This is a genomic window from Chelativorans xinjiangensis (assembly GCF_009812055.1).
Classification (GTDB): Bacteria; Pseudomonadota; Alphaproteobacteria; order Rhizobiales; family Rhizobiaceae; genus Chelativorans; species Chelativorans xinjiangense.
Genome location: NZ_WQNH01000013.1, coordinates 82,076 through 96,653, shown reverse-complemented (window position 1 = coordinate 96,653; position 14,578 = coordinate 82,076). Strand labels below are relative to the sequence as shown.

13 protein-coding genes and 2 pseudogenes are annotated in these 14,578 nt (G+C 62.6%); 13 read left to right on the top strand and 2 right to left on the bottom strand.

The genetic code is table 11. From position 1 onward, the window contains the following. Positions 1-56 precede the first annotated feature (56 nt). The 5 genes and pseudogenes from GM910_RS27260 to GM910_RS11645 form a co-directional block, all read left to right on the top strand. A pseudogene (locus GM910_RS27260) lies at positions 57-1,001 on the top strand (IS481 family transposase); the annotation flags it as partial. After that, on the top strand, positions 987-1,667 hold the full coding sequence (locus GM910_RS27255; protein WP_343032984.1) for an ABC transporter substrate-binding protein: 681 nt from the start codon (positions 987-989) through the stop codon (positions 1,665-1,667). The pseudogene GM910_RS27260 and the gene GM910_RS27255, both read left to right, overlap by 15 nt. After that, entirely contained in the window at positions 1,657-3,645 is a 1,989-nt protein-coding gene (gene fhuB, locus GM910_RS11655; RefSeq protein WP_159587715.1) for a Fe(3+)-hydroxamate ABC transporter permease FhuB, read from the top strand. Before GM910_RS27255 ends, fhuB begins: the two co-directional genes overlap by 11 nt. 131 nt (positions 3,646-3,776) lie before the next feature. Next, positions 3,777-4,442, top strand: a complete 666-nt coding sequence (gene fhuF / locus GM910_RS11650; RefSeq protein WP_159587714.1) for a siderophore-iron reductase FhuF — start codon at positions 3,777-3,779, stop codon at positions 4,440-4,442. A gap of 61 nt (positions 4,443-4,503) precedes the next feature. Next, positions 4,504-5,034, top strand: coding sequence for a hypothetical protein (locus tag GM910_RS11645; protein ID WP_159587713.1), 531 nt, complete (start codon positions 4,504-4,506; stop codon positions 5,032-5,034). Here GM910_RS11645 and GM910_RS11640 read toward each other — a convergent pair. Next, entirely contained in the window at positions 4,939-5,463 is a 525-nt protein-coding gene (locus GM910_RS11640; protein WP_201285480.1) for a TetR/AcrR family transcriptional regulator, read from the bottom strand. The two genes, GM910_RS11645 and GM910_RS11640, sit on opposite strands and share 96 nt — an antisense overlap. A 123-nt stretch (positions 5,464-5,586) precedes the next feature. On the opposite strand from GM910_RS11640, the gene GM910_RS11635 reads away from it, so the two are divergent. From GM910_RS11635 to GM910_RS11620, 4 genes are all read left to right on the top strand, one after another. Beyond that, the gene (locus GM910_RS11635; RefSeq protein ID WP_159587711.1) at positions 5,587-5,964 is read left to right on the top strand and encodes a nuclear transport factor 2 family protein; all 378 of its coding nucleotides are present in this window, start codon (positions 5,587-5,589) and stop codon (positions 5,962-5,964) included. A gap of 51 nt (positions 5,965-6,015) precedes the next feature. Beyond that, positions 6,016-6,300 carry a putative quinol monooxygenase gene (locus GM910_RS11630; protein ID WP_159587710.1) on the top strand — a complete coding sequence of 95 codons (285 nt, stop codon included), beginning with the start codon at positions 6,016-6,018 and terminating at the stop codon, positions 6,298-6,300. 129 nt (positions 6,301-6,429) lie between these two features. Then, complete coding sequence (locus tag GM910_RS11625; protein ID WP_159587709.1) at positions 6,430-6,792, top strand: nuclear transport factor 2 family protein; 363 nt, start codon at positions 6,430-6,432, stop codon at positions 6,790-6,792. A gap of 184 nt (positions 6,793-6,976) precedes the next feature. Beyond that, positions 6,977-7,639: a hypothetical protein gene (locus GM910_RS11620; RefSeq protein ID WP_159587708.1), complete on the top strand. Its 663-nt coding sequence runs from the start codon at positions 6,977-6,979 to the stop codon at positions 7,637-7,639. Between the two features lie 284 nt (positions 7,640-7,923). On the opposite strand, the gene GM910_RS11615 is transcribed toward GM910_RS11620, so the two are convergent. Continuing rightward, entirely contained in the window at positions 7,924-8,736 is an 813-nt protein-coding gene (locus GM910_RS11615; RefSeq protein ID WP_159587707.1) for a helix-turn-helix transcriptional regulator, read from the bottom strand. 117 nt (positions 8,737-8,853) lie between these two features. Between GM910_RS11615 and GM910_RS11610 the strand changes: the two genes are divergently transcribed. The 4 genes and pseudogenes from GM910_RS11610 (at position 8,854) to GM910_RS11595 (ending at position 14,536) form a co-directional block, all read left to right on the top strand. After that, positions 8,854-9,756 carry an NAD-dependent epimerase/dehydratase family protein gene (locus GM910_RS11610; protein WP_159587706.1) on the top strand — a complete coding sequence of 301 codons (903 nt, stop codon included), beginning with the start codon at positions 8,854-8,856 and terminating at the stop codon, positions 9,754-9,756. Positions 9,757-10,014: 258 nt separating this feature from the next. After that, positions 10,015-10,565, top strand: a pseudogene (locus GM910_RS11605) (transposase); the annotation flags it as partial. 201 nt (positions 10,566-10,766) lie between these two features. Beyond that, on the top strand, positions 10,767-12,836 hold the full coding sequence (locus tag GM910_RS11600; RefSeq protein WP_159587705.1) for a hydantoinase/oxoprolinase family protein: 2,070 nt from the start codon (positions 10,767-10,769) through the stop codon (positions 12,834-12,836). Then, positions 12,836-14,536 carry a hydantoinase B/oxoprolinase family protein gene (locus GM910_RS11595; RefSeq protein ID WP_159587704.1) on the top strand — a complete coding sequence of 567 codons (1,701 nt, stop codon included), beginning with the start codon at positions 12,836-12,838 and terminating at the stop codon, positions 14,534-14,536. Before GM910_RS11600 ends, GM910_RS11595 begins: the two co-directional genes overlap by 1 nt. Positions 14,537-14,578: the final 42 nt, after the last annotated feature.

The window sequence follows — 14,578 nt, the reverse complement described above, 5'->3', positions numbered from 1 at the left end:
TGTTTGATCCCGCATTTTGATGGTGCATTGTTTTCCCAGGAATGGAAGGATGCACTATGGGACAGGTTCTTCACGGCAGCGCCACAACGACAGAGGCGGTCCGTCGAGCAATACAGAATAGTCAAGAGAGCCTGAGAGCACTGGCCAAGCGCTACGGCATCAACCAAAAGACCGTGGCGAAGTGGAAGAAGCGCAGCTCGGTCGCCGATCTGCCGACCGGGCCGAAGGATGCCCATTCCACGGTGCTGTCGCTGGAAGAGGAGGCGATCATTGTCGCTTTCCGCAAGCATACGCTGCTGCCGCTGGACGACTGCCTCTATGCCCTCCAGCCGACCATTCCGCATCTGACGCGGTCCTCATTGCACCGCTGCCTGCAACGCCACGGCATCTCCCGCTTGCCGGACGTGGAGGGCGACAAGCAGCCGAAGAAGAAGTTCAAGCGCTACCCGATCGGCTACTTCCACATCGACATCGCCGAAGTGCGCACGGCCGAAGGCAAGCTCTACCTCTTCGTGGCCATCGACCGGACCTCGAAGTTCGCCTACGCGCAACTGCACGGGAAAGCCGGCAAGATGGCCGCCGCCCAGTTCCTACGCAACCTCGTGGCCGCCGTCCCTTACGCCATTCACACCGTGCTCACCGACAACGGCATTCAGTTCACCAACCGCAAGCAGGACCGGCACGCCTTCGAGCACATCTTCGACCGCGTCTGCCGCGACAACGGCATTGAGCACCGGCTCACCAAGGTGAAGCATCCGTGGACGAACGGTCAGGTCGAGCGGATGAACCGCACCATCAAGGAGGCCACCGTCAAGCGTTTCCACTATGACGACCACGATCAACTCCGCCAGCATCTCCAGGACTTCATCGACGCCTACAACTTCGGGCGCCGGCTCAAGACGCTGAAGGGGCTAACCCCCTACGAATACATCTGCAAATGCTGGACAAAGGAGCCCGAACGCTTCAGGCTCGATCCAATCTATCAAATGCCGGGACTAAACATACGAATACATCTGCAAATGCTGGACAAAGGAGCCCGAACGCTTCAGGCTCGATCCAATCTATCAAATGCCGGGACTAAACATCTAGAGGCTCTCCGGCCGCATCTGGAGCGCATCGCGCCGGTGAAGAGCTTTACCGTCCACAACACCGGCGCCTCACCCTTTCCCGAGATCGTCAAGGCGACGCGGGAGATCGGCCGGCTGCTGGGCAAGGACGCGGCGGCCGACGCGCTGATCGAACGCACGCACGAAACCTTCGAAACCGCAGCGGCGCGCTGCGGCCTGCTCCGCGACCGCCGGCTCTTCTTCGTCAGCTTCATGGACCCCCATCACGTCCGCGTCTATGGCCGGAACGGCATCTTTCAGGACGTGATGGACCGGATGGGGCTCACCAATGCGTGGGATCGCCCCACCAATGGTTGGGGTTTCGCAACCGTCGGCTTGGAGCAACTGGCGGGCGTCGGGAACAGTCACCTTTTCTACCTGGACCCGGTGCCGCCGGACGTTCTCGAAAGTCTCGGGCGCAGCCCGCTATGGCAGCAGATGCCCTTCGTGCGCAAAGCGCGGATCGACCGCTTTCCCTCCGTTCTCATGTTCGGCGCACTGCCGGCCATGAGCCGCTTCGCAAACCTCCTGGCCGCGTTCGGAGAACGCGATGCAGGCTAACCTGCGCCTGGCCCCAATCTCGCTGCTTCTGCTTCTGCTCGTGCTTGCGGGCGGGCTGCTGGCGGCGATCGTGGCGGGACATCTCCCCTCGGGCCGCTACTGGGCAGCGTTTGTCGCGCCCGATCCTTCGTCTGCAGGGGAGATGCGGGTGCATTACAGCGTGCTGCCGCGGCTTGCCGTCAGCCTGCAAGCAGGCGCCGCGCTGGGGCTTGCCGGGGCCCTGTTGCAGCAGGTCTTGCGCAATCCGCTGGCATCGCCCTCCACCCTGGGTATTTCCGCCGGCGCGCAATTCGCGCTGTCGCTGGCATTGCTGTGGGCGCCCTCGCTCGTCGAGGCGGGGCGCGACCTTGTCGCAATCGCCGGCGGGGCGACGGCCGCTGCCCTCGTGCTGGCGCTCTCCTGGCGGCGCGGCCTGGAGCCGTTTTCCGTGGTGCTTGCAGGGTTGGTGGTCGGACTTGCCCTTTCGGCTGCGAGTGCCGCGCTCGTTTTGCACAACGAGCGCTATCTCGAAGGCCTTTTCCTGTGGGGCAGCGGCGCGCTGACCCAATATGATTGGCATACAGCGGGCGTGCTGTGGCCGCGTCTGCTTCTCGCCTGCCTCTGCGCGGCCCTGATGCCGCGCCCGCTGGCCATGCTCGATGTCGATACGGTCGCCGGCGCGCTCGGTGTCAATCTCCCCCTCACGCGCCTTGCTGCGCTTGCCGTCGCCGTCGCGCTGACGGCGGTCGTGACAGCCCATCTCGGCGTCATCGGGTTCGTTGGGCTGGCCGCGCCCGCCTTCGTGCGCGCGGCCGGCGCAAGACGCTTTTGGGAGAGGCTCGTATGGGCGCCCATTGCCGGCGCGTTGCTCCTGACGGTGACGGATCTCGTTGTACAACTCCTCTCGGATCGCATCGGCGTCTTCCTGCCGACGGGTGCCGTTACCGCCTTCCTCGGGGCACCGGTGCTCTTGTGGCTCCTTCGAAGCTTCAAGGCGCGGGGCATTCCTCCGGCGGCAAGCCGTGCTCCCGGCCGCCGGGCGATTGCCGGATCATCGGCGCGGATCGCACTCATGTTAGCGGTCTTCGGCCTTATGGTCTGGCTCGCGCTTTCCCTTGGCCGTACGCCTGACGGCGGGTGGGAGCTTGCGAGGGGCCCGCTCTGGAGCGAGCTTCTGCCATGGCGCTGGCCGCGTGTTCTCGGCTCCACCTCCGCCGGCGCCCTGCTGGCGCTCGCCGGCGTTATCCTTCAGCGCTACACGGGCAATCCTATGGCAAGCCCGGAAGTCCTCGGCATCTCGTCGGGTGCCGGCCTCGGCCTTGTCGCTGCACTCTTCATGACTGCGGAGGCCGGCTTTGCATCCCAGACGCTGTTCGCTGTGCTCGGAGCCGGGCTTTCCCTGGTGCTTATCCTTTGGCTCTCCAGCGGCGCCCGGCGCAGCCCTTCGCAGTTTCTACTCGTCGGCGTCGCCCTCACGGCTTTTCTCTCCACCCTTTTTGCCGTGCTGATGGCGACGGGCGACCCGCGCATGCTGCGGCTTCTCGCCTGGATGTCGGGTTCCACCTACGACGTACTGCCGCAGGAAGCGGTGCTCGCGTCGGCTGCCGCCATCCTGTTCCTCTTCGTCACGCCGCTTGTCGCGCGCTGGCTCGACATCCTCCCTCTCGGTGCGGAGACCGCGCAGAGCCTGGGGCTGCATCTCCAGGCAAGCCGCGTCGTCCTGCTCGTGCTCGCGGCAGCCATGACGGCGGCGGCAACCCTGCTCGTCGGTCCTCTCACCTTCGTCGGCCTGATGGCTCCACATCTTGCGCGGCAGATGGGCTTCGTCCATGCGCGCCCGCAGCTTCTGGCGGCGGCGGCCCTCGCGGCGATGATGATGCTTGCGGCCGACTGGCTGGGGCGCACGATCGACTTTCCATGGCAATTGCCGGCGGGGCTTATCGCCACGCTGCTGGCAAGCCCCGCGCTCATGTGGTTGCTTGCGAGGCGGGCGGCATGAGCGGCGCGTCTTCCATGCATCACCGGCAGGTCCATGATCCGCTGTTTGCGGCCCTGCCGGCACACGCTAGGGGCAAGTTCTTGTACTGCAGCGAACGCATCTTTTCGCAGCAGCCCGCCGGGACCAGCTCCATGACGGGAATAGATCTGACCGACGCCAGATGCTTTGACGAGATCGTCGCGCCTTTCGCGGCCGCCTATCCCGGCGCCGACCGGCGCGCGGTCATCTCGATGTGGAGCCTCTATTATTTCAGCACCCTGGTCATACCGGCGACCGTCTTCGCACTGGTGCTGGGGATGCGCCCGCCTCTTGCGCTCGACGAGACACGCATCGTCTTCGATGTGGAGAAGGGCACGCCGAAAAGCTTCATTATGTCCGATACGCCGCGTGCCGGCGAAACCACCGGCATCCACGACCGCATGCGCCCGGTGATGCAGGGTCATGCACAGGTTCTCATCGACTTCCTACAGGGGCATGCACGGCTGAGCCCGAAACTTCTGTGGAACAATGTCGCCTCTTATCTCTCGTGGGCGGTCGAGGAAGCCGGCCGGCACGTGGACGGGAGTCTGGAGGCGGAAGGGCGGGCGCTGCTCGATGATCCGCGCCTTGCCGACGGCAGCGTCAACCCACTGTCCGGGCTGCTGTGCAACGTCGAGAACCAGGGGCATATCCACCGGCGGAGACGCCTGTGCTGCCTGCGCTACATGCTGCCCGGCGTCGGCGGTTGCGGCGCACTCTGCCCCGTTCCCGAGGGGCGCCTGGCGCGCGAGAGGCAACGCGCGGCGAAAGCACAGTAGATGGCGGCTCCGTCGAAGATCCGTCCGGAACCGGAGGCGTGCGGTCGAGATCGTGAAGTGTATGGCCGAAGCGCCGGCGCATGCGCCCGACATCCACCCCAATGTCGCCGAGATCTACAAGGCTAAGGTCATTCGCCTGACCGAAGCCCTGGCGGATCCGGATCTGCGCGCCGAGGCAGCCGATGCGATCCGCTCCCTGGCGGGCGAGGTGATGGACATTCTCGACATCGTGGCCGAGCACAAAGGCCAAAACCAGCCCCAAGTTATAACAAAAGGCGTTGCGGGCCCCCAACCAATCAATACAACAAAACCCTGCCAAACCAATAGGTTAGCAGGGTTTTGTTTTGGCTGCGTTGCCCGCCGAAAAACAGATATCAACAAAATCAATCACTTAGCATTTAGGTTCAAATCACTTCGATCTCTAAGCGGTGCGTTCAAGCAGGCTGCGGACTCGTGCGATGCGCCAGCAAGATCGAGCCGCTTGGGGGACAGCGCATCAACGGCGCTCCAGCAGTCTGTCCACCCCCTCCCGGACAAGGGCGGGGATCTTTTCGGGATCATCCAGGTAGGCGCTTTCCAACAGGCCGTCTGAAAGGGCGACGAGGAGGGAAGCGGTCACGGAAGGAGCGGGATCGCCGTCCTCTGCGAGGAGTTTCCGCAGGCTGTCGTGATACCACACGCGACGCGCATCGATGGCCCGCCGCACCGGGCTGGTCGGGTCTGGGTACTCGGCCGCTGCATTGAGGAACGGACATCCCCGCCAACCACCCGCGACCACGGCCTCGCTGATCCGCCCCATGATAGCTGCGATTGATTCCCGCGGCGGCTGCTTCGGCAGCGTTGCCACTGCCTCCCGCCCGAGCCGGTCCTGCTCTTCGATATAGGCAACGACGAGTTCATCCTTCGACGGAAAGTGCTTGTAGAACGTCGCCTTGGCCACGCCAGCTTCCGCGATGATGCGGTCGATGCCCGCGGCATGAATTCCCAACTCATAGAAAAGCCGGGTCGCGGTATCGAGCAAACGACGGCGCGCGGGACTTGCTTCAGGGGAGTTGCGGGGACTGATTTGGTTCACCGCTTGACTCTAACAGACAGGTCTGTATATTGCAATATAGAGACAGACCTGTCTGTGTAGGAGGCCGTCATGCGATCTAATGAGACATCGGAAATCGTTCGCCGGTTCAATCAGGCGTTTCTGGAACACGATCCTGCAATCTTCGAAGGCCTCATTGCCCCGGACTGCGTCATGGAGACGATCCAGCCGGCACCGGACGGCACGCGATACGAAGGTTACGATGTGAACCTGACGTTCTGGCAGACCATGGCGGTCGACCGCGTCAACCGCTTCGAGGTGGAAGACACCTTCGTGATGGGCGACCGCGCCAATGTTCGCTGGCGCTTCCATTTCGGCGGTGGGGGCTCGCTCCGCGGCGTCAGCCTGATCCGTGTCCGTGACGGTCGGATCGTCGAAGCCTTGGCTTATGCCAAAACACCGGGTCAATCGGCACCCTTGCCTGAGTGACCGCCGAAGCCGCTCCGAACAAGCGGATCAATACCTAGAGGAGAGAAGTACATGATCATCATAGCCGGGCACTCTCGAGCCAGGGATGGAGTTGAGCGCGACGCTGCGGTAGCGGCGTTTGCAGACATGGTCGAAAGAGCAAGGAAGCAGGACGGCTGTCTTGACCTGTCGATCAGTGCTGACTCGGTCGATCCGGATCGGATCAACGTCTTCGAGCGCTGGCGCGACCAACAGTCCTTGAACACTTGGCGTAAGATCGCGAAAGGCCCGAGGGTCGCACTGCGGGACGCCCAGGTGAAACTCTATCGCAGCGACAAGGCCGAGAAACCATTCTGAGACCTACGCGACAGGCACTTTTCGGGCGATGCGCTGTCGACCACCCACCCAGGTCGCAGCGCCTCCAGCGTTCGGACCGGCAGTCAGCGGACACCAGCCAATGGCTGCATGACTCAATGAGGTGAGAGGATGAACACCAACAGCGAAGTTACCCGCGAAATCATTGAACGTTTCCATGCCGCCTTCGAGGCGCACCGTGCCGATGAACTCGACGACCTGATTGGTGAGGGTTGCGTTCTCGAAAATACGGCGCCAGCCCCGGACGGCGCGCGATACGACGGGCGTGAGGCCTGCCTCGATTTCTGGAAGGGCATCGCATCCTCCGCGAATCTTGTCTTCGAAGCAGAGGAGATATGGGCCGGCGGGGACCGCGGGATCATCCGCTGGAAACTCCGCTGGGGCGAGAACGAGTCGGACCGGGTTCGAGGGGTAAACATCATGCGCGTTCGGGGAGGGAAGATCGTTGAAGGTCTGGGATACGTGAAGGGATAGGGGAATGCCTCCTATTCGCGACCTCGCGGGCATTATGCAGGCTTGAGCCTCCGTCCGATGTTACGAGATCCGAGCTCGCCGCTGGCTAAGGGATTTACAGCAGGTCGCAACGTGGACGTCAGACTGCCGAGGCTTGCCTGTGGCGAATTGCTGTCGTTCTCAACATCTCCTGAGGGCACCTGACATGAGCACGACTCCTCGCCGCAGCACCACTGGTCTGCGCCAATTTCTGAATCTTGAGCAGCAGCGCAATTGGATAGAAGGCAAGACGAGCTTGCGTGACGCCGACGAGCGCTCGGAGTCCATGGAACTGCGGTTCAAGTACGTCGCGCGATTTCAGAAGCTGCTTCGTCGCCCGCAGGCACAAGAGGTTCTGAAGATTCTCAGGCTCTACGGCCAAAACTGCATCCCCATCCCACGCAAATCCGAGCGTCGCTACTGGTCGGTTTCTTGTCTGCCGTCGACCTCCGACAAGCCGCTCGTCCGCGTCAATGCGAGCTGGATGGAGCTTTTCACGCTCTATGCGGATGGCGAGGGCATCCGTGCTAGAGTCCTGGTGCACCTTTCGGATTTCACCACGGACCATTCACCCGTGCAGGGCCATTTGGACGAGGCTTTTCTCGAGCACTGCGTCACGACGCCAGAAGACGTCGGCTATTTCTTCCCGCGCGGCGAGGACATTTTCGGCATCAAGGTGCGAGGCGCCCCCTCGATCCACAAATTCCTCGCGACCCGCCACGTGTTGCGCGCCATTCGGAGATTCAATCTAACGCACATGAACCGGGGTCGGAACGCCTATCACGCGAGCCACTGCTACAGCTTGGCGGATTACTTGCTGGAAGGCTGAGTGGATCTGGAATGCGCACCGCCTTGGCGGGCCGAGAACGACGAAACAGAGAACTACGTCTACGCTATAGCCCTCCATGCCCCTCGTAAGTAGGGTTACAGCTGAATGGCGAAACATGGTGGAAAGCCAATTCATCCATTCAACTGATCGAACGACGCAAATGCCTCATTTGCGCCTTCCTGAAGGCAAAGCGAAGGCCCGGGCGTTCTTCGCGTTGCTCATGGCGCGAACGGGAGGAGCGGCCATGGCTGTGTTGGCGGTAAGCCTGGAAGGCCTGGAGTCGATCATTGCTTCCGTTGAAGTTCGCGCGGTGATTGGCCGAGTTCGCGCCGCATCCAGAGTGCCATGTGTGACTGATGCGCAAAACCCGCCTCAAGCGCCACTTCGCTCGCCTTGAGTTCGCCCTGCAACAGAAGCACGCGTGCCCTCTCAACCCGGCGCCGTACAACATAGCGATGAACGGTGGTACCGGTCTGGGCCTTGAACCAGTGCCTGAGGTGGGCGCTGCTAGCTCCGGCAATTCGTGCGAGCCCTGCGAGCGTGAGCGGCTTTTCCAGATGCGCCTCGACATAGTCGAAAACGCGTTGCAGCTGCGCCGACGTCAGGCCACGTGGTGCGCCTGCTATCCGCTTTGTCAGGCCAAGCAATTGCGTCGCGATAGCAACGCCGACACTGTCGACGAAGAGGCGTCCCGCAGGCGTTGTGGCGCGCTGCTCGCTTTCGAGCGCCCACGCCAGGTGGGCGATCCTGTCGTCCCTCACAATGTGACGTGGCCGCAACCCCGATCGTGCAGCCGGGCGTCCCGCCTCTTCCGCAACCCGTTCGAGCAAACCGGGCGGGATGCGCAACTCCAGTATGTCGCAGGCCGTTTCGGCGCCGTAGCCGCCCGCCTCTCCGGAGGGCACGATATCGATGTCGGAGTGACGGCGTAAATAGCGTTGTCCGGCCTCCCGGCACACCGACCATGTCGACGGGCTGGCATGTACCAGAAGTCGGTGCTCGAAGGCGGGCGGTAGCCGGATCGACCCCGCATCGCTGGAAATCCGTCTGATGCTTATGCCTGCGGGCGGCCAAAACTCTTTTGAAATCTGCAACATCAATGCCGTTCTTCAGATACGATAGCTGCAAAACATGCTCCAAAATTTGGCAATTCCTGCGCGATTTTCAACTCCGATTGCTCCAGAAACCGATGCGGATCAAACTGGAGCATGGACATGGCTAAATATGTGGTGGTTGGCGCCGGCCCGGTCGGATGTGAGACCGCGCGGCTCTTGGCCGAAAGGGGCGACGATGTTCGCCTGATCAGCAGAAGCGGCACGGGGCTGGCCCATTCGCGGGTTCACGCGGTCGCGCTCGACGCGCGTGACGCCGACGCGATCGCACGTGCGAGCCAGGGCGCCGAAGTGCTCTTCATGTGCGCGATGGCGCCTTATCACCAGTGGCCGGCTGAGTTCCCTCCCATCATGGAGGGCGTCGCGCGTGCAGCCGAGCGCGTAGGTGCAAGGATCGTGGTGGCTGGTAATACCTACGGCTATGGAGAAGGTGCTCCCAGCCAGCTTTCTCACGATCTCCCACTGAAACCAACCACCGTCAAAGGGCGTGTGCGCGTAGCCATGTGGGAACGCGCACTCTCGTCCTCGGTGCCTGCGCTCGAGGTGCGCGCCAGCGACTATCTTGGCAAAGGTGCCGTTTCCTTGTTCACGTTGGCGGTAGTTCCGCATGTGCTTGCGGGCGAAGAGGCGGCAATCCCGGGTAATCCGAATGCCGTTCATCCCTGGAGTTTCACCAAGGACGTCGCGCGCACACTGGTTGCTGCGTCAAGCTACAGCGGGGAATGGAACCGCGCCTTTCATGTCCCGTCGCAGCATGCGACGCCTCGCGAACTTGCGGCCCGCTTCGCCACACTCGTCGGCGCGCCAACGCCTCGACTGCGAGAGTTCTCCGAGCCGGAACTTCGTTCGCTTGCAGAAAATGACCCGGTCATGCGGGAAGTCGAGGAAATGGTGTATCTGCTTGAGGAATCCTCGGTCCTCGACGCGTCCGAAACCACTCGGCTCTTAGGCATCGTCGCGAGCGCGCTGGACGACATGGTGAGTGACACGTTGCGCTTGTCCTGAGGCTCATTTGTCGACGTTTTACACGTTCTGCATTCGTCGCTCGTTCTGTGCCGGCCTCATGTTCGCGGTGGGGTCAGTTTGTGTAGAGTGCTACTTTTGACTGAAGTGTTGGGCCATTTGGGGCCCAACAGGCCCTACACGGACGATAGACCGCAAGCGCCGCCCATCGCACAGCCAGATCGAAAAGGGCGTGAAGCAGGCCTGAGCCTCCCCCACTGAACTGGTCCACCGCTATGGTTAGAAAACGGAGGACCAGAGATGGCGAACAAGCGACACAAGCCGGAAGAGATTGTCACGAAGCTGCGGCAGGTTGACGTGCTTGTTGGGCGGGGAATGGCCCGGATAGATGCGGTACGCGAGGTTCGCATTACCGAGCAGACCTACTACCGCTGGCGCAAGCAATATGGTGGGATGGGAACCGACCAACTGAGGGAACTCAAACGGCTTCAGAAGGAGAACGAGCGGTTGCGCAAGGCCGTTTCGGACCTGACCCTGGACAAGCTCATCCTCGCCGAGGCCGCCCGGGGAAACTTCTAAGCCCCTCGCGTCGTCGCGCCTGCATCGATCATGTCCGCATGCGGCTGTCGGTATCAGAGCGTCGGGCCTGCCAAGTTCTCGGCCAGCATCGATCCACTCAGCGGAATCGACCGAACGGTCGTGCCGATGGGGAACTGCTGGTGGCCGACATGATCGATCTGGCCCGGCAATACGGTCGCTACGGATACCGCCGCGTTGCAGCCCTGCTGAGAGACGCGGGCTGGCAGGTCAGTGATGGTCGCATCGAACGGCTGTGGCGACGTGAGGGGCTGAATACCATGGTCAGCGCCGCTTGAGGTTCAGGGAATGGACCGCATCGGGGCAGCAGCTCGCACACGGGAGCTGATCGAGATCGTGAGGCTTTCCTGCGCGAGCAAAAAATCCGGCCATTCGATCCTGCATGTTAAACCCTATTGACAGTATCCAAAATGGATACAAAACTTGCGGCCAATCTTGACTTGAGGAAGAGGGTTATGAACGCCAACGGTTTGCAGGGGGAATGGCTGGTCGGGGTCGATGTCGGTGGGACCTTCACCGATTTTTCGGCGCGCAATCTCGCGACCGGCCAGGTGTGCATTCACAAGAGGCCGTCGACCCCGGACGATCCGGGCCGTGCTGTGATCGCCGGTCTTGCCGAACTGGTCGAGAAGCACGCCATCGACCCTGCGTCAATCACCCGTTTCGCTCATGGCACCACCGTTGCCACCAACGCGCTGCTCCAGCGACGCGGTGCGCGGGTCGCCGTCGTGACCACCAAGGGTTTCCGCGACCTGCTCGAGATCGGGCGGCAGATCCGTCCGCACCTCTACGATCTGCAACTCGACCACCCGGCACCGCTGGCCTCGCGTGATCTGCGGTTCGAGATCGACGAGCGCATCGGATCGCGAGGCGAAGTCGTCAGGCCGCTGACCGATGAATCCATTGCCGCGCTCATCGCAGAGCTGCGGGAGCATCCCGAGATCGAGGGTATCGCGGTCTGCCTGCTCTTCTCCTATCTCAATGGCGATCACGAGGGGAAGCTGGCCGAGGCGCTTCGAGCCGCTTTCCCTGATCTGCTGGTCTCGGTCTCGCGTGAGGTGCAGCCGGAATTTCGCGAATACGAGCGGTTCTCGACCACGCTGATCAACGCCTTCCTCCAGCCTGAGGTCAGCCGCTACATCGACCGTCTGCGCAACAATGTGGGCAATGCCGCGCCAAAAGCGGCGTTCGGCATCTTCCAGTCGAGCGGTGGCCTTATGTCGGCAGTAAAGGCCGCGGATTACCCGGTGCGCACGGCGCTGTCGGGACCTGCGGCGGGAGCGGTTGGAGCGGCGCGCTCGGGCGCGTTGTCGAAATTCGAAGACATCATCACGCTGGATATCGGTGGCACCTCGAGCGATGTCTGCCTGATCCGCAACGGCCGCACCGCCATCGCGCGCTCCCGCGACATCTCGGGATTCAGCATCCGTCTGCCCATGGTCGACATCCACACCATCGGTGCGGGGGGGGGCTCCATCGCAGTCTTGGCCAACGACGGGCTTATGAAGGTCGGTCCGGAAAGCGCCGGCGCCGTGCCAGGGCCTGCCTGTTACAATCTCGGCGGCACGCTGCCCACGGTCTCTGACGCGAACGCCGTCCTCAATCGGCTCCCGCAGGAGTTGGTGGGCGGCGGTTTTGCCCTGCGGCGTGACCTGGCGGTTGACGCGCTAAGACCCATCGCCGACAAGCTCGGCATTGGGCTTGAAACCGCTGCAATGGGCATCATCGAGATCGTCAACTCGAACATCGTGCGAGCGATTCGCACCATCTCGGTTGAAAAGGGCTACGACCCACGCAAGTTCGCGCTCATGTCCTTTGGCGGAGCAGGGGGGCTTCACGCCGCCGAGGTCGCCCGTGCACTCGGCATGAAGCAGGTGCTTGTGCCCGAGGCGCCGGGGATTCTCTGTGCCGATGGGCTCATCGCGGCGGACCTACAGGAGGATTTTGTCACCAGTTGTCATCTCAAGCTCGCGGCTGGCGTCGCGGAGCTTGAAGCGGTCGTGCAGAAACTGTTCGTGCAAGGGCAGGCGTGGCTGAAGACCGAGGCGGTGGACGCACAGGGCGAACGACTGTTGCTGTTCCTCGACATGCGCTATGTCGGCCAGAACTATGAGTTGCCGGTCGAGATCGAGGCAGCGGTCGACGCGCAGGGCCGCGTGGCGTTGTCCGATGCCGACACGCTGGCTCGGGCCTTCTTCGAGACCTATGAGCGCAATTTCGGTCATCACGACCCCGCCGCGCCAGTCGAGATCGTCAACGCTCGCTTGCGTGTGCTGGCGCATCTCAGCCGCACCGACTACGCACAAGACAAACCCGCGGCCGAGACTGGTGAGGCGAAGACCATCCAGGTCTGGTTCGGCGAGGGCTACCGCGACACGAAGCTTATCGAACGTGTGGGACTGAAGCCGGGCGACAGCTTCTCCGGTCCCGCCATCGTGACCCAGCTCGACACCACGACCATCGTTCCGCCCGGCGCCACGATACGGATCGATGAGGCCAGCAACATGATCATGGACCTGAATTAATGACTGACTGCACGTTTGACCCGATCGCGCTCGAGATTGCCTGGAACGGGCTGAAATCCGTCGCCGACGAATGCTTCATCAGCATCATGCGAACGGCCTTCTCGACCAACGTAAAGGAGCGTCACGACCATTCTACCGCCATTGCCGACGCCACCGGCCGGCTGGTGGTGCAGGCCGAGATGGCGCTGCCTATCCATCTCGCCTCCATGTCGGGCCTGCTGGAAGGGATCGTGCACAAGTATGGCGACACGATTCGTCCTGGCGATCTGTTCCTCGCAAACGATCCGCATGTGGCGGGCGGGACGCACCTGCCGGACATCAATATGGCGATGCCGGCCTTCGACGGCGACCGTCTGATGGGCTTCGTTGCCAACATCATCCACCATGCCGATGTTGGCGGCGCCGCGGTGGGCTCCATGTCCGGGGGGCTCGACGAGATCTACAAGGAAGGTCTGCGCATCCCGATCATGCGGCTATATTCCGCTGAGACGCTCAACACGGAACTGATGGAGCTTCTGCTTCTGAACATGCGCCTGCCCGACGAGCGCCGGGGCGACCTGAATGCGCAGATCTCCGCCTGCCGTCTCGGCGTGCGCCGCCTGGGCGAGATGATTACGAATCTCGGCGGCGACATGCTGGCGCAGATATTCGATGAGATCGTCTCGCGCACCGAGATGCGCATGCGCACCGCCATCGCCAAGCTGCCCGATGGCGAATACCGGTTCGAGGACCTGATGGATGACGACGGCTGCGGCACGCTCGACATAAAGATCGCGCTCAAGATCACCAAGTCGGGCGAAAGCATCTGCTTCGACTTTGACGGCACCGATCCTCAAGTCCGCGGCAATTTCAACATGACCTGGAGCGCCACTCAGGCCGCGGTCTGCTTCGGGCTGAAGGCGCTGCTCGATCCGGAAGTCGCCAACAATCAGGGGATCTTCGACGCCATCGAGATCAAAGCCCCGGCCGGCAGCTTTGTAAACTGCGTCTTTCCTGCGGCGGTGGCGATGCGCGCCAACTCGTGCCAGCGGGTGGTGGATTGCGTCTTCGGCGCGCTGGCTGAAGCGGTGCCGGACAAGGTCGTCGCGGCCACCAACGGCGCCAACACCAGCGCGGTCTTCGCGGGCACCGATCCGCGCAACGGGCAGGCTTATGTCTATCTCGAGACCTTGGGCGGTGGCATGGGCGCGCGGGCGACCCATGACGGCAAGGACGCGGTACAGGTGAACATCACCAACACCTCAAACCTGCCGGTCGAAGCGATTGAATTGGAATACCCCCTGCGTGTCGAGGAATACGCCTTGGTCGCCGACAGCAGCGGTGCGGGCAAATATCGCGGGGGGCTGGGGATGCGCCGGGTGATCCGCCCCGTGGGCCACGTCTGCGAGTTCAACGGAGTCGGCGAACGCTTCCGCCACCGGCCCTGGGGGCTTTTTGGCGGGCGCGATGGCGCAGCGGGTCGCTTCTACCTTCGCGGTGACGATGGGACCGAAACGCAGCTTGCACCGAAGGCCAGCCAGGTGCGCCTAGCCCCCGACGCAGCCGCGGTCATGGAGACGCCGGGAGCTGGAGGCTACGGCGATCCCGTAGAGCGCAGCCGCGAGGCTTTCGAAGCCGATCGCGCTTCGGGCAAATTCTCGGAGCGCTGGTTGAAGGAAAACTATCCGCAATTTGCGGCGCCAGCATGGGTGGCGGGCTGAGCAGAACGCCGGAACGAAATAAGCCGGAACAAAACAATAAGA